This is a genomic window from Micromonospora sp. CNZ322, from assembly GCF_007827755.1.
The window spans coordinates 170,336-187,679 of the sequence record NZ_VITD01000005.1; the positions used below are offsets into that span (position 1 = coordinate 170,336).

The window sequence follows — 17,344 nt, forward strand, 5'->3', positions numbered from 1 at the left end:
CCCGATCAGTCCTGCGGTCTCATTGGTCGGCCAGCAGAGCGGCGGTCGGCAGTCGCCGGATCAGGATCGCCGGGACCAACGCGGCGAGCACGGTGAGCACCAGCGCCGCCCCGGTCACGGCCAGCGCCAGCATCGCCAGCCGGCCATCCACCCTGCCGACCAGCAGGGCGACGGAGCCGAGGCCGGCGGCGACCCCGAGGACACAGCCGAGCACTCCGACGCCGAGCGCCTCGTAGATCAGGAGCCGGTTGAGCGCGGAATCGGGCCAGCCGATGGCCCTCAGCGTGGCGAACTCGGCCGCTCGCTCCCGCACGTTGAGGTACAGCACGTCGGCCACGCCGAGCACCCCGAACAGCAGCACTCCGCCGACGGCCACCAGGTCCACCCCGCGCACCCGCACCGAGACCGCCTCGCCGAGCAGCGAGCCGACCATGCCGTCGTCGAACGCCCAGAGCGCGGCGGCGATCAGTGTCACCGCGCCGACGCCGGCCGCCAGGCTCGTCGCCCCGGCGAAGGTACGCGCGGGCGTTCGTACGAGATTGGCCACCGCGAGCCCGGCAAGGCTCCGCGCCGTGGCTCGCCGGGCCGGTGCCGCGCTGGCCTGCAGCGCCTCCGCCGAACGGGTACGCGCGGCTCGCACTGCGGGCAGGGCGCTGGCCACTGCCGTCAGCAGCACCGCGATCGGCACGCACAGCAGGGTCACCGGGCCGGAGATCTGGACGCCGGCCAGCCGACCGAGCGGCACCGACAACCCCGCGCCGAGCAGCCCGGCTGTCAGCCCGAGTGCTGCGGTCTCGGCGAGGATCAGCAGGCTCAGCCGCCAGCCAGGCCACCCGATGCAGGCCAGTACGGCGAGTTCACGTCGACGAACCCGGACCGCCGTGGACACCGCGTTGCCGACCAGCAGGGCACAGACCACCAGCAGCAGCCCGAGCAGCATGATGTTCTTGCGATCCACGGCGGTGACGACCTCGGTCGCGACGCCCTTGCGGGTACGCGCCTCCAACAGGTCCAGCTCTGGGCGACCGAACTCGCCGGCAGGCAGCAGCACCGGGCTCCGTACCGTCGAACCGCCCAGCACGATCTCGACGGTCAGGCCGGTCTGTCGGACAATCTCGTCAGCCACCATCCGGACCCGCTCCCGGGTCACCTCGTCGAAGCGGTCGATCCCGGCGACCCGGACCCGCACCGAACTCACCGGGGCGGCCGCGAACGCGGGCGCGACGCTGGCGTACAGCTCACCGGCCACGGTCAGGTTGGTCACCAGACTGGGCGCGCGACGCGGGTAACCGAGCGGGTCGTCTCCGGGAAGCAGTGGGCGGTCGCCGAGCAGACCCCGGGAGCGCGCGTCGGCGCCCACCGGCGGGGTCCGACGGTAGAGGTCGAGGGCCTGTTGCGCGGCGCCGGCGGTTGATTCGAGCGCATCCGGTGCGAAGCTGCCCACCGCGGTGACCGACCACGACGACTGCTCGAGCAGACTCACAGGATCCGCCGTCCCGACACCGCCCGTACTGAACCACGAGTCTCGCCACACGTCGTCGATAGTGGGGTCGGCCGATTCGACTCCGTCGGATCGGGGCAGCATCCGATCGCGCCCGTCGGGTTGCGGCGAGTAGGCCGGCGGCCCGGGCCGGAGCAGGGCCATGATGCCGGTCAGTGGGACCTGCTCGGACAGTGCGGAGTCGAGCCGGTCGCGGTAGACCTGCGCCAGATCGTGCTGGAGCGCCTGCGGCGGGCCCGTCGCCGAGTTGTGCAGCAGCGGCCAGAGCGCCTGAGTCGCGGTGCCGGGCACCTGGTCGGCCGCCCGGCCGGTCAGCCGGGACACGGCAATGTCCACCCGCTCGTCGATCGCGATGTCGTCGGCGGCGAGTACCGGCAGCGCCCGGCCGGCCGGGCTGCTCGTGGGCAGGATGGAGGACACGGCATCCGGGGCCGCCGAAGCGACGGCATCGGCGCCGGTCAGGTAGCGACCCTGGCGTACCGTTCGGTCCAGGCCGACCAGGCGCGCCTCAGCCGCCGGATCGATCGCGGCGACGAGCATCGGCACCACCTTTGGCAGCCGGAGTTCCAGCCGAGCGGTGGCGGGCACCGCGGACGCCGGGCGGCCGGACGTGAAGACGGAGGCCTGCCGAAAGGTGCCGTCCGAGAGCAACTGGTATGTCTCGATGTCACTGACCTGGGTCCGCCGGACGTCGGGATCGAAGCTGCCGGCGGCGATGTCGCACACCTGACGACGCTGGCCGTCGGGCTGCACCTCCAACGTGCCGCCGCCACCGGTGCCGGGGCACTCGGCGGCGGACGTGGCCTGGCGGACCCGGGTGCCATCGGCGTATACGAACCGTTGGTCGCTGATGTCCGCCAGCGGCACCAGCGGTCGTCGCGACACGTAGACGTAGGTTGGCGCCGCCGTCAACGTGCTCAACCCGCGTTCTCCGCTGATCCGGGGAGCGACCTCAATGACCTGCCGCTCAGCCGACCTGTCGACCTGGTCGGTCAGGTCCACCCGCGGCTCGACTCGGAGATCGGCGATGCCGAGGACCGCCAGTGGGGCAGCCACCTCGACGCCGGAGATCCCTTCAATCAGCCGCCACTGGTCCAGCCCGATGCCGCCGTAGGCCGCGGTGGGCCGGTCCTGGTGGAGGAGGCCGGTGGCCGGTGCCGCGGGGTGGACCAGGATCTCGTACGACGGACGGAACTGCCCGTCGACGGAACCGCTCGCGACCAGCCGGGACGTGCTCGCGGCACCCGTGAGCACGGTGAATCCGGTGGTCGCGACCAGTACAGCGGAGAACACTGCGATGCTCCGGCCTGGTGTGTTCCGCAACTGCGATCGGACCATCCGCAACGTCGCCCAGCCCGGTATTGCTCGCATGAGGAGGCGAAAGTACCTGACAGAGCGTCAATCCCTCAACCCGCTCTGTCGGCCGGCGGCGTGGGCGCGGCCCCACCTCCGCCGTCGCGCGGCAGTCGCGCGACCATCTCCTGGAATTCCCGCACCGTCATCGCCGTCCGCAACGTCGCGAAGACGGCGCCGGTTCCGGCCCGGGCGGTGGCCGGGTCCACCCCGGCACGCTGTTCCACCCGACGAAGGAACTCCGTCGGGCCAGCCTCCATCGGGGTCGCGCCGGCACCGCCGACCTCCAGGCCCACCCCGCTGGTCAAGCCATCGGCACCGGCATCCGGGCCGAGGGCCCCGGCCGGATCCGGGGCCGGAAGGGCCGTCCCCGCCGCATCCGAGGCAGGACCGGAGGCCCCGGCCGCATCCGGGGCCGGGCCGCTCAGGTAGCCGCCGACCTCGTTCGGAAGGTGCCCGACGAGATCGCCGGGCGCGTCGCCGGTCACCCGCTCGGCCAACGTCTGGAGCACGGCGCGGGCGAGCACGGCGGCCTCCTCGGCCGGCAGGCCGGACCGTTGGGACACCGCGTCGATGAAGTACGGGAACCCGTCGCCGTCGGTCACGCTCGGCCGGTTACCCCTGGCCGGCCGCAACAAACTGTTGCTAGCCCAGCAGACCCTCGGCCAGCAGGTGGTCGAAGATGATCTGGTCGACCGGCGAGGTGCGGTGTCGGTCCGCGTACCCGAGCCAGGCCATCTCGGCGATCTCGCTGGCCGGCCGCAGCTGTCCTCGATAGCCCGCCCGGTAGCAGGTCATCCGGACGGTGATGCCGCTCGTGTGGCCGTGCGCCTGAGCGGTGAAGGTGCCCAGGTGCACGGCACCGGGCACGTCGACCTCGACGCTCAACTCCTCGTCGATCTCCCGACGCAGGGTCTCCAGGTCGGTTTCGCCCGGCTCGCGCTTTCCGCCCGGCAGGTACCAGACGTCCTTGCCCACCGACCGGGTGCTCAGCACCCGACCGTCCTCGACGAGGATCCAGGCCACCTTGTCGATCTCGCGCACGATGCTCCTTACCGCCGCCGGGATCGGGGACGCTACCACCCGGCGGCGCGCTCAGTCGGCGAGCAGGTCGAGCAGCAGTGCGGCGGTCCAGCTGAACGCCGGTGAGCCCAGCCCGGCGCCGGTGTCCGGGTGGAAGTACTCGTGGCAGCCGGCCCCGGCGACCAGACCGATCATCGAGCGGCGCAGCCCGGCGGCCAACTCCGGGTGCCCGTGGCCGAGCAGTCCACGCCGGACCAGCCAGCCGATGTTCAGCCAGCTCGGCCCGCGCCAGTAACGCAGCGGCTCGAAGTCGGGTGCGGTGCGGTCGTAGGTGGGCAGCGGCCGGTCCATGAGACTGGCCACCCCGAAGCGCGCCGACCGGGCCTCGACGACCAGCGCGTCGGCCTGCCGGGTCGGCAGGTCGGGCAGGATCAGGGGGGTCAGCCCGAGCACGGTACGGGCGCTCACCAGGCGGTCGGTGCGCAGGTCACGGGGCTGGAACGTGCCGGTGTCCGGGTCGTACAACCGGCGCAGGAGAGCTTCGGTGATGCGGGCCGCGCGGGCCCGGTGCGGCCCGGGGTCGTCGCCGACGAGCGCGGCGATCTCGGCGAGGGCGTGTTCGGCGGCCCCGAACGCCGCGTTGAACAGTGGGCACTCCACCAGGAACGGGTGCCCGGCGGTCAGGTCGCGGTCGGAGTAGCCGTGGTCGCGGTAGGCGGCGACGATCGCCAGGTAGCGCGCGTAGTCCAGGTCCGTGGGGCGGTGCGCGGCGTCAGCGTGCGTGGTGTCGTGTCGACGGTACGCCCGCATCACTGCCGCCTCGGCCGGCACCGCGGCCATCGGCTCGTCCCACGCAGGGCTGTTGTCCAACCCGGACTCCCACGGGTGCACGATGCAGACCAGCCCGTCACCTGCCACGTCCCGTCGGTCGGCCAGGTAGCGCTGTTGGGCGACCAGCGCGGGGTAGAGCCGACGCAGCGCGGCCAGGGCGGTGGGGTCGGGCGCCCGCCGGTACGCCAGCAACGCGGCGAGCGCGTGCACCGGCGGCTGGACCAGGCCGGAGGTGGCCACCATCGGCGCGCCCGGCACGTCGGCCGAACGCCACATCTCCGGCCCCGGAAAGTACGCGCCGACCCGCAGCGCCGGGTTGAACACGATGTGCGGCACCCGTCCGTCGGCCCACTGCGCCCGGAACAGGCCGGCCAGCTCCCGCCAGGCGCGGTCGGGACGGACCTGGGCCAACCCGATCGCGATGAACGCGGAGTCCCAGCTCCACTGGTGCGGGTAGAGCGTGCGCGAGGGCACCGTGTGGTCGTGCTCCCAGTTGACGTCGAGCGTGTCGACAGCGAGTCGACGCAGCCCGGCCGCGTCAGCCGGGCCACCCGTGCCGGCGGCGTCGGCGCGCGTCGCTCCGGCGTCGGCGGCCACGCCGACGCTGGGCTCGGCGTCGGCGGGCGCACCAACGCTGGTCGGCTCGGCGTCAGCGGGCGCGCCGACGCTGGTCAGCCTCGCGTCGGCGCTCACGCGGCGGCCCGCCGGGGCAGCGCGTGTCGCAGCACCGTGGCGGCCTGTTGCAGGGCCCGGACCGGGTCACCGCGGAGCCGGCACTCCAGCGCCAGCCAACCCCGGTAGTCCAGCTCCAGCAGGGTACGAACCAGCGCCGGCCAGTCCAGGTGCCCGGCCCCGGGCTGGTAGCGGTTGGAGTCGCTGACCTGGACGTGCCCGAGGTACGGCGCGGCGGCGCGCAGCGCGCGGTGCACGTCGTCCTCCTCGATGTTCATGTGGAAGGTGTCGGCGACCACCCGGACCGACGGCAACCCGAGCGCGGCGCAGAGCGCCACCGCCTCGTCGAGACGGTTGACCATGTGGTCCTCGTACCGGTTGAGGGGTTCCAGGAAGAGGGTGACCCCCTCGGCCCGGGCGTGTTCGCCCAGCTCGCCGAGGGCGTCGAGGAGCACCTGCCGGTCGCCGTCCGGGGCCCGGGGCGGCTCGAACGGCGGCAGTCGTCGGGAGAACATCCCCCAGGCGGCCGGGGTCATCACCCCGACGCCGCCCAGCTCGGCGATCACCGAGAGTTGGGAGCGCAGGTTACGGACGGCGTCGGCGGACCGCGCGGGGTCGAAGTCGCCGATGAAGTGGTCCATCTCAACGCACACGGTGGGCATCACCACCCCGGCGGCGCGGGCCCGGCGCAGCTCGGGCAGCCGGCGGGCGAACGCCAGGTCGCCCCGGCCGCGTAGCTCGATGCCCTGGTAGCCGAGGGCGGCCGCGAGGGCGTACTTCTGGATCAGGTTGGTGCCCGGCAGGAGTTGTTCCTGACAGGCCAGCGCGATGGTGGTCATGAGAACCTCAGCACGACTTGGAGGACGTCACCGGCGCCGCGGTCGAGCAGCGCGAGGGCGTCGGCGACCGCGCTGGCGTCGACGATGTGGCTGACCAGTGGCAGCGGGTCGACGCTGCGGTCGGCCACCAGGTCCATGAAGGTCTGCGCGACCCGGTCTCCGGTCCACCGGCCGGCCATGCTCGGCGCGGGGGTGGGCCCGGAGACCTGGGCGGCCACCAACTGGATGCGGTTGTGGTGGAACTCCTCGCCGAGGCCGAGCGCGTCGGCCTGGCCCTGGTAGAAGCCGGCGGCCACGACCCGGCCGGCGTGGGCGGTGGAGCGGATCGCCTCGTGCAGCGCCGGGTACGCGCCGGACAACTCCAGACAGACGTCGGCCCCCCGACCGCCGGTGGCCTGGCGCAGCACGGCGGCGGCGGAGGTGACAGTTGCGTCCACGGTGGAGTAAGCGCCGTACCGGGCGGCGTACTCCAGCCGGTCGGGAACCGGGTCGACGGCCACCACCCGGGCCCCGGAGAGCACCGCGAGCCGGGTGGCGAGCAGCCCGATGACGCCCTGGCCGAAGACGCCGACCCAGTCGCCGAGGTGCAGGTCACCGGCGAGCACGGCGGTCAGCGCGATGGCGCCGGGGCGGGCGAAGACCGCGGCGAGCGGATCCAACCCGGCGGGAAGCACACGGACCGCGTTGGCGGCGAGCACGGCCTCGGCCCGGTGCCCCCAGATGCCCCAGACGAGCTGCCCCGGATGCCGGTCGGTGACCTCCGGCGCGACCTCGACGACCTCCCCGACCTCTTCGTAGCCGAAACCGATCAACGGGTAGGGCACCGGCGTCTGTCGGGGGACGAACATCCGGGCGGCGTCGTCCCAGTCCTTGCTGAGCCGGGGATTGCTGCCCCGGTAGAGGGTCAGCTCGGTGCCGGCGGAGATGCCCGAGTAACAGGTGCGGACCCGGACCTGGCCGGGGCCGAGCAGATCCGGCGGGCAGGGCTCAAGGCTGATGCGTCGAGGCCCGGCGAGAGAGACCACCCAGTTGCCCATGTGTCACATCCCGGTAGCACTGGGCTCCAGGATAGACACAAAATCGCGATATGTCTTGTTATTGATCAATCGAAGGTGTTGAATCCGGCATGTACCCTTCGAGAGGAGTGCCACCGATGTCAGCACCTCCGAGGCGGATACTCGCCACCACCCTGATCATGGCACTGGCAACGTCCACCCTGCTGGCCTGCGGGGACGACCAATCCGACAGCAACAGCAAAAAGATCACCGTGTGGAGCCTGGAGGACGTGGCCGACCGGGTCACCGCCACCAAGGCGATCATCGCCGACTTCACCGCCAAGACCGGGATCCAGGTCGATCTCGTGACCGTCAACGAGGACCAGTTCCCCTCCCTGATCGCCGCCAACGCCGCCGCCGGCGACCTGCCCGACGTGGTCGGGTCGGTCTCCCTCGCCGGCATCCGCACGCTCGCCGGCAACGAGCTGCTGCACACCTCGGCGAACGCGGAGGTCGTCGACAAGCTGGGCAAGCAGACGTTCTCCCCCCGGGCGCTGGAGCTCACCTCCGACGACGGCAAACAGCTCTCCGTACCCAGCGACGGGTGGGGGCAGCTGCTCCTCTACCGCAAGGACCTGTTCGCCGCGGCCGGCCTTGCCGCCCCCGACACGTACGAGCGGATCACCGCCGCCGCGGCCCGACTGAACACCGGCGGCGTCGCCGGCATCACCGCGGCGACCGCCCCCAGCGACGTGTTCACCCAGCAGACCTTCGAGCACCTGGCGTTGGCCAACGGCTGCCAGCTCACCGACGACTCGGGGAAGGTGACACTGGATTCGCCCCAGTGCGTCGAGGCGTTCCGCTTCTACGGCGACCTGATCCGCACCAGCTCGGTGAAGGGCGCGCAGGACGTGGACACCACCCGGGCCACCTACTTCGCGGGCAAGGCCGCCATGGTGATCTGGTCACCGTTCATCCTCGACGAGCTGGCCGGGCTGCGCAACGACGCCAAGCCGACCTGCCCGCAGTGCCAGGCGGACCCGGCGTTCCTCGCGAAGAACAGCGGGTTCGTCACCGCGATCAAGGGCCCGAACGGCACCGAACCGGCCCAGTACGGCGAGATCAGCTCGTGGGCGGTTCTCGACGGCGCGGTGACCGATCCGGCGAAGTCCTTCGTGGAGTACATGCTCGGTGACGGCTACCCGCGCTGGTTCGGCATGTCCCCCGAGGGCCGCTTCCCGGTGCGCAAGGGCACCCCGACCGAGCCGGAGGCGTACCTGACCGCCTGGAACACCAGCCAGGCGGGCGTGGACGCGAAGAAGCCCCTCACCGACGTGTACGGCGACGAGGTGCTGGCCACGCTGCGCCGCAGCCCGGACACCTTCGGGCGCTGGGGCCTCAGTCAGGGGCAGGGCAAACTCGTCGGCGCCATGCTCGGCGAGTTGCCGGTGCCCAAGGTGCTGGGCGACCTCGTCTCCGGCAAGTCCGACGCGGCGGCCACCGCCAACCGCGCCACGAAGGACGTGGACGCCATCAAGGCGGGCGTCAATTGACCACCACCGCGCCCGGCCCCGGCCGCTCCCCCACCAGGGAGCGGCCGGCGCCACCCCGGCGCCGACCGTTGACCCTGCGCCGCCGCGAATCCCGGGCCGGGCTCGCGTTGGTCGCACCGACCCTGCTCGTCACCATCGCGGTCATCGGCATCCCGATCGTGTGGACAGTGGTGCTCGCCTTCCAGCGGGTCCGGCTGGCCACGCTGCGCAAGACCGGCCTGTTCGGCGAGTTCACCATGGACAACATCGACCGGGTGCTGCACACCCCCGGCTTCGCCGAAACGCTGTGGGTCACGCTGATCTACAGCATCGGCGGCACCGTCGGGTCGATCCTGCTCGGCCTGGTGGCCGCACTGGTTGTCCGCCGGCCGTTCCGGGGTCGCACCCTGGTCCGGGCGTCCATGCTGCTGCCGTACGTGGCGCCGGTGGTCGCCGTGACGTTCGTCTGGCAGGTGATGCTCGACCCACAGCTCGGCATCGTCAACGCCTGGGGTCAACGCCTGCTCGGCTGGGACGCCCCGGTGCCGTTCCTCACCCAGGAGTCGACAGCGCTGGCCACGGTGATCGTCTTCGAGGCGTGGCGGTACTTCCCGTTCGCCTTCCTGTTCCTGCTGGCCCGGCTCCAGGCGGTGCCCGGCGAGTTGGAGGAGGCCGCCCGGGTCGACGGCGCCACGCCCACCCAGCGCTTCCGGCACATCCTGCTGCCGCAACTACTGCCGGTGATCGCCCTGCTGGGCGTGCTGCGCTTCATCATGACGTTCAACAAGTTCGACGACGTCTACCTGCTCACCGGTGGTGCGGCCGGCACCGAGGTGGTCAGCGTGAGGGTGTACGAGTTCCTCACCGCCCGTACCGACATCGGGGCCGCGGCCGCGCAGGCGGTCGTGCTGGCCGTGGTGCTCATCGTGTTCGTGCTGATCTATCTGCGCTTCTTCGGACGGAGGGTGAGCTGATGGACCGGGACGTTGTCGAGACGGTGAGCCTGCGTTGGCTGCGCCGCCTGGTGATCGCCGTGTTCCTGGTGATCACGGTCTTCCCCTTCTACTACATGCTGGTGCTCTCGGTGCGCCCCATCGAGCGGCTGCTGCTCGACCCCGGGGCGCTGGTGGTCGGCTTCGGTGAGCTGACAGTGGCCACGTACGCGGAGGTGCTCAAGGCCACCGACGACGGCGGCCAGGGTTTTCTCACCTTCATCCGCAACAGCGGGCTGGTCGCCGTCGCGGCGACCGTGCTCACTCTCCTGGTCGCGATCCCCGGCGCGTACGCGGTGGCCCGGCTGCGGTTCTTCGGCCGGAGGCAGGTGGACTTCCTGTTCCTGGCGGTCTACCTGTTCCCGTCGATCGTCATCGCGATCCCGCTGTTCGTGGTCTTCACCCGGGCCGGGCTGCGCGGCTCGCTGTTCGGTCTGGTGCTGGTCTACATCTCGCAGACGTTGCCAGTGTCGGTCTACATGCTGAAGAACTACTTCGAGACCATCCCGGTCAGTCTGGAGGAGTCCGCCGCCATCGACGGCGCCGGCCGGCTCGGCATCATCCGCCGTGTCAGCCTGCCCCTGGCGATGCCGTCGATCATGGCGGTCGCGCTCTACGACTTCATGATCGCCTGGAACGAGTTCCTCTTCGCCCTGCTGTTCCTGGTCGACAAACCCAACCGGTGGACGGTGTCACTCGGGTTGTCCCTGCTCGCCGACGGGGTGGAGGTCCCCAAGACGGTGCTGATGGCCGGGTCGGTCGTGCTCACCCTGCCCATCGTGATCCTCTTCTTCGCCAGCGAACGCCTGCTCACCGAGGGGCTGACCAGCGGCGCGGAGAAGGGATGATGGTCTCGTCCGGGTCGCCCGCCAGGCCCCCACCGGCCCGGATACGGTGGCCTCATGGCCAACCCGACCCGCTGGGCGACCGACACCGGTCCTGAGCACTCACAGTGGTATATCGACCGGTTCCGCAAGCTCGCGGCCGAGGGCGCGGACCTGGCCGGCGAGGCCCGACTGGTGGACGCCCTCGTCGCGCCCGGCTCCCGCATTCTCGACGCCGGCAGCGGCACCGGCCGCGTCGGTGCCGCGCTGGCCGAGCGGGGGCACACGGTGGTCGGGGTGGACGCCGACCCCGCGCTGGTGGATGCCGCCCGCGCCGACTATCCCGGCCCGACGTGGCTGGTTGCCGACCTCGCCGAGCTGGATCTACCGGCGCTGGGTGAGGCGGAACCGTTCGACGCGGCGGTGCTGGCCGGCAACGTGCTCGCCTTCGTCGCCGTCGGCACCGAACCGGAAGTGCTGCGCCGGGTGGCAGCGCACCTGCGGCCCGATGGCGTGCTGACAGTGGGCTTCGGCACTGAGCGCGGCTACCCGCTGACCGCGTTCGACGCCGACGCGGTGGCCGCCGGTCTGCGCGTGGAGCAGCGCTTCGCCACCTGGGACCTGCGCCCGTGGCGCGACGACGCCCCGTTCGCGGTCACCGTCCTGCGCCGCCCGGCCGACTGAGCACCGCCCGCCGCGCGTTGCTTCCCGGTGATCAAGAGCTTTGCGTCAGGCTCGCGCCACGTTCTGACGCAAACCTCTTGATCACCGCCGGCACGCCTCACCGCCGGCACGCGGGTCGCCCTCAGTCCAGGGCAGCGACGGCGCGGGCGGCGGCCGGGTCGAGGGTGGCACCGGCAGGCACCAGGCTGACCAGCCCGGCCGGTAGCCGCACCGGCCGCACGTCGCGGTAGCCCAGCATCGGGAGCACCTCCCGGTCGGCCAGCACGTACCGTCGGCCCAGGTCGGTGACCACGGAGACCGCGCCGCCGGTCGCGCCGGGCGCCGCGGCGGCCTCGACCACCGCGCCGCGGCCCGGCTCCACCACCACGTGGTCGGCCAGCACCGCTCCGCCGGTCGGCGCGGTGCGGGGCACGGCCGTCAGGTCCCGCAGCGGTACGCCCCAGCGCACCTCACCAACCCCGCCGTCGTCGCCGATGCGGGTGCAGAGCGCTCCGCCGTCGCCGGCCGCGAGCCGGGGCGGGGTCGGTGGCGGGGCGTTCGGGCCGGTCGGGGCCAGGTCAGGCACCGTGGGCAGCGCGGCGAACCGACCCAACGTCATCGGCACCGGCTCGACCTGCCCGGTGCGGGCCAGCAACAGCCCCGCCTGCAACTCGGTGATGCCGGCCAGGCCGGCGTCGAGCGCCACCGCGTACTGCCTGCCGCCACCGGAGTTGCTCACCAGATAGACAGTGCCGATCGCCGCACCCGGCACCCGGGTGGCGGGCCGACCCAGCGCGGGCAGGTCGAGTGGGGCGAGGTCGGTGCCGGCGGGCAGCGAGTTGAGCAGTGCCGGCGCCACCCGGACCGCCTGGGCCCGGGTGGTGGCGAGCGCCGCCAGCACCCGGCTCGGATCACGGACGAGGTAGCGGCGCTGGTGCCAGACCAGGTGCAGCCCGCCGTCGGGGTGGCGCAGCAGCAGCGCGTCATCGCCCAACGGTCGACCGCCGTCGGGCTCGGTGCCGATCAGCAACGCGGAGCGGGGCGCCTCGACGCCCGCGCTGGCCGGGACCGTCGAGCAGACCGTCCACGCCGTGGCGGCCAGCCGGCCCGGGGCGGGCAGCGAGTCGGGTGCGTCGGCGATGCCCAACGGCAGCCCGCGCGGCACTCCGTCGATCGTGCGTCGGGACACCAGAACGGTCTTCGAGCGGTCCGCACCGACGATGAGCAGCGCCGAGGCGTAGTTGAGCACCGGGTGCAGCTTCTGCTCGCGGTAGACGAACCGGGCGCCGGACTCCTTCTCCACGATCACCGCGCCCGGGTCACGCCACCCCTTGCCGCCGCCGGCGAACAGGCCGTAGAGGGCGAAACCACCGAGCCCGATCGCCGCGACCAGGACGCTGGCCAAGCCGGCGCCGGCCAGCCGCCGAAACGGCGACTGCGCGGGGTCGGTCTCCCGCATGACCAGGGCGGCGACTGCCCGCTGGACGCTGAACTGGTAGGAGTGCAGCTGGTCCTGCCGCGACGGCATGAGTCCGTTACCTTTCGGTGCGCTCTAGTGAGCGCGTGATTGGTTGCCCCGCCTTGCGGTGGGGGCGGTCCCGGTCTTGCCGGCGGATGCCGTGCCGGGTTCACGTTTCACAGCCACCTGCCCTTGTGTGTGGGTCTTCTGGTCGGCTCCGCGTGCTGCCACCGAGCCACTCCCGGCGGTGGTGCTGAGCTCAGCCGCGAGGGCGGCCAGGTTGAGTGCGGCGTTGCGGTCACGGTCGATGACCAGACCGCACGCCTCACAGTCGTACTCACGCTCGTGCAGGGCGAGCTTGGCTTTCACCGCGCCGCAACCCGAGCAGGTTTTCGAGGACGGATACCAGCGGTCGGCCACGAGCAACCGGCCGCCGTTCCATCCGGTCTTGTATGCCAACTGACGGCGGATCTCGGCGAACCCGGCGTCAGCGATGTGCCGGGCCAGCCGCCGGTTGCGCAGCATGCCCGCGACGTTCAGGTCTTCGACAACGATGGTGCCGTGTTCGCGTGTCAGCCTCGTGGTGAGCTTGTGCAGCCCGTCGCGGCGCAGGTTCGCGACTCGCGCATGGGCGCGACCAAGTCGGTCCGAGGCGCGTTGCCAGCGGTTCGAGGGGCGGCAGCCGGTGCGCCGGTGGGGGCCGGACTTCCGCGACGACGCCCGACCGAGCGCCCGCAGTCGGGCCTGCGCGGCGACGAGGTGGCGCGGGTTGTCGACCCGCTCGCCGGTGGACAACACCGCAAGATGTTTGATTCCGACATCCACCCCCACCACCGAGGCGGGCCGGGCCGGTTGCCGTTCGGTCCGCTGCACCTCGACGGTGAACGAGACGTGCCACCGTCCGCCGTCGCGGCGCACGGTGGCGGACATGATCCGCGCGGTGCCGCCCTCGATACGGCGGGCGAGCTTGCGGGCGGATTCGTGCAGCTTCAACCGACCCAGCCTCGGCAGCACCACGTGCCGGCGGTCGGGCTCGACGCGGATCGCGCCGGTGGTGAACCGCACCGCCGGTGTGCCACGGCGGCGGGACTTGAAGCGGGGGAAACCGACCGGCCTGCCGGCCCGCCCGCCCTGACGGGAGTCAGCCCAGTTCTTCAAGCCGCGGGCGAGAGCGTCCAGGCCGGTGTTGAACGCCTCTTTCGACACCTCACCCCACCACGGCGCCGCATCAGCCTTCGCAGCGTTCCACGCCTTACGCAGCCCGGCGAGCGACCACGGCAGCGACGGCGTCAGCAACTCATCCGGCACACCATAGGAGCGCTCCGCCGCGCGCTGGTCCATGACCACCTTGACCCGGGCGAGCGCCCAGTTGTGCGCCACTCGCGCGGCCCCCACATGCGCCCTCACGGCGCGTTCCTGGCCTGGGGTGAGGTCGAGGGCGAACCGGTAAGCCTGGATCGTCTTCACGTCGGATCCTCGATGACCACCTCGGCCGCGCGGCGAGCCGGTACGCGGGAACAGGCAACGTCCCGGACTCGTACCGCCGTCGCGTACGAGACGCCGGTAGCCGCCGCCCACTCCTTCAAGTTCACACCGCCCCTCTAGACGACCACTGAACACTCCTGACCGTCAGAACGCCAGCAGTTACTTCCCCTCCGGTGGATCGGCCGGGCACAGGATATGCGCTGCGTCGATCTCCTGCGGACCCTGCGTGGCCGCCCGTCGCGGGGCAACCGGTACCATCCGTGGACGAATCCGGCGGCGAGAGGGCACCCGTGGGCGCGCGTTTCGAAGAGCTGGCCTGGCGGGAGACCCCGATCGGCGCGATCAGCCTGCGCCGACGCCGAGACCCGGCACTCCAGGTCGAGGTGTACGAGGTCAAGCTCGACGACGAGTACCTGATGTCCAGCCTCTTCCCGGTCGCGGAGATCGAGCTGGCCCGGCTCGGCCTCGCCGAGGTGGCCGGTGACTCGCTCGACGTGGTGGTGGGCGGTCTCGGGCTGGGCTACACCGCCTGCGCGGCGCTGGGCGACCCCCGGGTGCGCTCACTGTTCGTGGTGGAGGCGATCGAGGACGTGATCGACTGGCACCAACGAGGGCTGCTGCCGTTCGCGGCGGGGCTCGCCGAGGACCCCCGGACCCGCTTCGTGCAGGCCGACTTCTTCGCGGCGGTGGCCGGTGACACCGGCTTCGACACCGAGGTGCCCGGCCGGCGGTTCGACGCGGTGCTGCTCGACGTCGACCACTCCCCGCGTAACGTCCTGCACCCGAGCCACGCGGCGTTCTACCCGCCGGCCGGGTTGCGTCGCCTGGCCGCCCTGCTGCGCCCCGAGGGCGTCTTCGCGCTCTGGTCGGACGACCCGCCGGACGCCGAGTTCACCGCCGCGCTCACCGAGGTGTTCGCGAGCGTACGCGCGCATGTCGTGCCGTTCGCCAACCCGCTGACCGGCGGGGAGTCGGCCAACACCGTCTACGTGGCGCGTACCGGCCCCTGATCGACTCCGGTAGGCCGATCGCGCATGGTGTCGGCCGGACGGGGAACGAGGAGCCGGGCCGGCCGCACCAGGCGCGGCCGGTTACGGGAGGTCGACATGCGTGCACTGCTCTGGGTTGTCGGCGTGGTCGCCGGCGTGCTGATCCTGCTCGGGTTGATTCTCGAGGCGGCCCGCTGGCTGATCATCATCGGTGTGATCGCGCTGGTGATCGTGATCGTCTGGGGCGTCGTCAAGGGGCGGCAGGCAATGAACCACCAGTCCCGCCGACGGTGACGGGCGGCGGGGCCGGTCAGAACCAGTCCGGGCGCATGTCGAGCGTGGTTCGGTCCCGGCTCTCCAACAGGTCGAACTGCGGGCCGGTCCGGGGCAACTCGACGGTGAAGAAGTAGCGGGCGGCTTGCCGCTTGCCGGCGTGGAACGCGTCGCCGGCGCTCTCCGCCGGCAGCGCCAGCACCTGCTCCAACCACATCCACGCGATCACCACGTGCCCGACGGCCTCCAGGTAGGCGCTGGCGTTGGCCAGCGCGAGCACCGGGTCACCGTCGGCCCACAGTCGACGGGTGACAAGGGTGACCCGGTCCACCGCGGCGGCCAGCCGGTCGGCCAACTCGGACGCCTCTCCCCCGACCTTGCGGGCCCGCTCGACCGTGTCACCGATCGTCGTGGTCAGAAGGGTGAGACCAGCGCCGCCCTGCATGATCATCTTGCGCCCCAGCAGATCCAGTGCCTGGATGCCGTGGGTGCCCTCGTGGATCGGGTTGAGCCGGTTGTCCCGGTAGTGCTGCTCCACGTCGTGGTCGCGGGTGTAGCCGGCGCCTCCGAGCACCTGGATCGCCAGGTCGTTGGCGGCGAGGCACCACTGCGACGGCCAACTCTTCGTGATCGGCGTGAGCACGTCCAGCAGCAGGTGCGCGCGCTCGCGGTCGGCCTCGGCCGGTGCGGTCTTCTGCTCGTCGAGCAACCGCGCGCAGTAGAGCACCAGCGCCAGTGCCCCCTCCACGTAGCTCTTCTGAGCCAGCAGCATCCGTCGTACGTCGGGGTGGTCGATGATCGGCACCTGCGCGGCGGCCGGGTCCTTCGCGCCGACCGGCCGGCCCTGCGGCCTCTCCTTCGCGTACGCCAGGCTCTTGAGATAGCCGGTGTAACCCAGCGCGGTGGCGCCTGCCCCGACCCCGATCCGGGCCTCGTTCATCATGTAGAACATCTGCGCCAGGCCCTGATGCGGCGCGCCGACCAGGTGACCGACCGCTCCGGCGCGGCCGGCCGGGGTGTGCGCGCCGTCGCCGAAGCTGAGCAGGGTGTTTGTGGTGCCCCGGAACCCCATCTTGTGGTTGAGCCCGGCCAACGCCACGTCGTTGCGCTCGCCGAGCGACCCGTCCGGGCCGACCAGCACCTTCGGCACGATGAACAGCGAGATGCCCTTGACCCCGGGCGGCGCGCCCGGAATGCGCGCCAGCACCAGGTGGACGATGTTCTCGGCCAACTCGTGGTCGCCACCGGAGATCCACATCTTGGTGCCGAAGAGCCGGTACGTGCCGTCCGCCTGCGGCTCGGCGCGGGTGGTGATGTCGGCCAGCGAGCTGCCGGCGTGCGGCTCGGACAGGCACATGGTGCCGAAGAACCGGCCGTCCAGCATGGGCCGGACGTAGGTGTCCACCTGCTCGGGGCTGCCGTGCACCAGCAGCAGGTTGGCGTTGCCCAGGGTGAGGAACGGGTAGGCCGAGGTGGCCACGTTGGCGGCCTGGAACCAGGTGAAGCAGGCGGCCGCGACGGCGTGCGGCAGTTGCAGGCCACCGACAGTGGCGTCCAGCCCGGCGGTGAGCAGGCCCGTCTCGGCGAAGCTGTCCAACGCCGCGCGGACCTGCGGGATCAGCCGCACCTGCTGCCCGTCGAAGGTGGGCTCGGCCAGGTCGGCGGCGCGGTTGTGCGGGGCGAACTGCTCGGTGGCCACCCGCTCGGCGAGATCCAGGGCGTCGTCGAAGGTCTCCCGGGAGTGCTCGGCGTAGCGGGGGCGCTCGACGAGCTCGGACACCCGTAGCCACTCGTGCAGCAGGAAGTCGAGGTCACGGCGGGAGAGCAGGGTTGACGGCACGGCACTCCTCAGCGGGCACGGGGTCGGGCCGGGGCGACGGCCCACTGTCGCCCCGCCCATCCTCGCGGATCGG

The 17,344-nt window shown here is 71.9% G+C and carries 16 protein-coding genes; 6 read left to right on the forward strand and 10 right to left on the reverse strand.

Features of this window, described 5'->3' with window-relative positions; translation table 11 throughout:
- Nucleotides 1-19 precede the first annotated feature (19 nt).
- The 6 genes from FB453_RS14755 to FB453_RS14780 form a co-directional block, all read right to left on the reverse strand.
- On the reverse strand, nucleotides 20-2,794 hold the full coding sequence (locus FB453_RS14755; protein WP_145790653.1) for an ABC transporter permease: 2,775 nt from the start codon (nucleotides 2,792-2,794) through the stop codon (nucleotides 20-22).
- 113 nt (nucleotides 2,795-2,907) lie between these two features.
- Nucleotides 2,908-3,459 carry a DUF2267 domain-containing protein gene (locus tag FB453_RS14760; protein ID WP_145790655.1) on the reverse strand — a complete coding sequence of 184 codons (552 nt, stop codon included), beginning with the start codon at nucleotides 3,457-3,459 and terminating at the stop codon, nucleotides 2,908-2,910.
- Between the two features lie 40 nt (nucleotides 3,460-3,499).
- Complete coding sequence (locus FB453_RS14765; protein ID WP_091406729.1) at nucleotides 3,500-3,898, reverse strand: NUDIX hydrolase; 399 nt, start codon at nucleotides 3,896-3,898, stop codon at nucleotides 3,500-3,502.
- Nucleotides 3,899-3,949: 51 nt separating this feature from the next.
- Nucleotides 3,950-5,305 carry an MGH1-like glycoside hydrolase domain-containing protein gene (locus FB453_RS14770; RefSeq protein WP_145791068.1) on the reverse strand — a complete coding sequence of 452 codons (1,356 nt, stop codon included), beginning with the start codon at nucleotides 5,303-5,305 and terminating at the stop codon, nucleotides 3,950-3,952.
- Between the two features lie 92 nt (nucleotides 5,306-5,397).
- Complete coding sequence (locus tag FB453_RS14775; protein ID WP_112589707.1) at nucleotides 5,398-6,219, reverse strand: sugar phosphate isomerase/epimerase family protein; 822 nt, start codon at nucleotides 6,217-6,219, stop codon at nucleotides 5,398-5,400.
- Nucleotides 6,216-7,256 carry a zinc-dependent alcohol dehydrogenase gene (locus FB453_RS14780; RefSeq protein WP_145790657.1) on the reverse strand — a complete coding sequence of 347 codons (1,041 nt, stop codon included), beginning with the start codon at nucleotides 7,254-7,256 and terminating at the stop codon, nucleotides 6,216-6,218. The genes FB453_RS14775 and FB453_RS14780 overlap by 4 nt, the downstream gene beginning before the upstream one ends.
- Before the next feature lie 116 nt (nucleotides 7,257-7,372).
- Here FB453_RS14780 and FB453_RS14785 point away from each other — a divergent pair, with 116 nt between their 5' ends.
- From FB453_RS14785 to FB453_RS14800, 4 genes are read left to right on the forward strand one after another with little or no spacing between them, the layout of a single operon-like run.
- A complete protein-coding gene (locus FB453_RS14785; RefSeq protein ID WP_145790660.1) occupies nucleotides 7,373-8,767 on the forward strand; it encodes an extracellular solute-binding protein in 1,395 nt (464 codons plus the stop codon).
- Complete coding sequence (locus FB453_RS14790) at nucleotides 8,764-9,720, forward strand: carbohydrate ABC transporter permease (protein ID WP_091406737.1); 957 nt, start codon at nucleotides 8,764-8,766, stop codon at nucleotides 9,718-9,720. Before FB453_RS14785 ends, FB453_RS14790 begins: the two co-directional genes overlap by 4 nt.
- Nucleotides 9,720-10,586, forward strand: a complete 867-nt coding sequence (locus tag FB453_RS14795; protein WP_091406739.1) for a carbohydrate ABC transporter permease — start codon at nucleotides 9,720-9,722, stop codon at nucleotides 10,584-10,586. Before FB453_RS14790 ends, FB453_RS14795 begins: the two co-directional genes overlap by 1 nt.
- A gap of 54 nt (nucleotides 10,587-10,640) precedes the next feature.
- A complete protein-coding gene (locus FB453_RS14800) occupies nucleotides 10,641-11,246 on the forward strand; it encodes a class I SAM-dependent methyltransferase (protein WP_112589720.1) in 606 nt (201 codons plus the stop codon).
- Nucleotides 11,247-11,367: 121 nt separating this feature from the next.
- On the opposite strand, the gene eccB is transcribed toward FB453_RS14800, so the two are convergent.
- The 3 genes from eccB to FB453_RS34875 are packed head-to-tail and all read right to left on the reverse strand — an operon-like array spanning nucleotide 11,368 to nucleotide 14,276.
- Nucleotides 11,368-12,753, reverse strand: coding sequence for a type VII secretion protein EccB (gene eccB, locus FB453_RS14805; protein WP_145790662.1), 1,386 nt, complete (start codon nucleotides 12,751-12,753; stop codon nucleotides 11,368-11,370).
- Nucleotides 12,754-12,777: 24 nt separating this feature from the next.
- A complete protein-coding gene (gene tnpB / locus FB453_RS14810; RefSeq protein ID WP_145790665.1) occupies nucleotides 12,778-14,151 on the reverse strand; it encodes an IS607 family element RNA-guided endonuclease TnpB in 1,374 nt (457 codons plus the stop codon).
- Entirely contained in the window at nucleotides 14,148-14,276 is a 129-nt protein-coding gene (locus tag FB453_RS34875) for a hypothetical protein (RefSeq protein ID WP_266302799.1), read from the reverse strand. Before FB453_RS34875 ends, tnpB begins: the two co-directional genes overlap by 4 nt.
- Nucleotides 14,277-14,459: 183 nt before the next feature.
- Here FB453_RS34875 and FB453_RS14815 point away from each other — a divergent pair, with 183 nt between their 5' ends.
- Entirely contained in the window at nucleotides 14,460-15,179 is a 720-nt protein-coding gene (locus FB453_RS14815; protein ID WP_112697686.1) for a polyamine aminopropyltransferase, read from the forward strand.
- Nucleotides 15,180-15,275: 96 nt separating this feature from the next.
- On the forward strand, nucleotides 15,276-15,452 hold the full coding sequence (locus FB453_RS34215) for a hypothetical protein (RefSeq protein WP_167457781.1): 177 nt from the start codon (nucleotides 15,276-15,278) through the stop codon (nucleotides 15,450-15,452).
- Nucleotides 15,453-15,468: 16 nt separating this feature from the next.
- Here FB453_RS34215 and FB453_RS14820 read toward each other — a convergent pair whose 3' ends face one another.
- Nucleotides 15,469-17,271, reverse strand: coding sequence for an acyl-CoA dehydrogenase (locus FB453_RS14820; RefSeq protein ID WP_145790667.1), 1,803 nt, complete (start codon nucleotides 17,269-17,271; stop codon nucleotides 15,469-15,471).
- Between the last annotated feature and the right edge of the window lie 73 nt (nucleotides 17,272-17,344).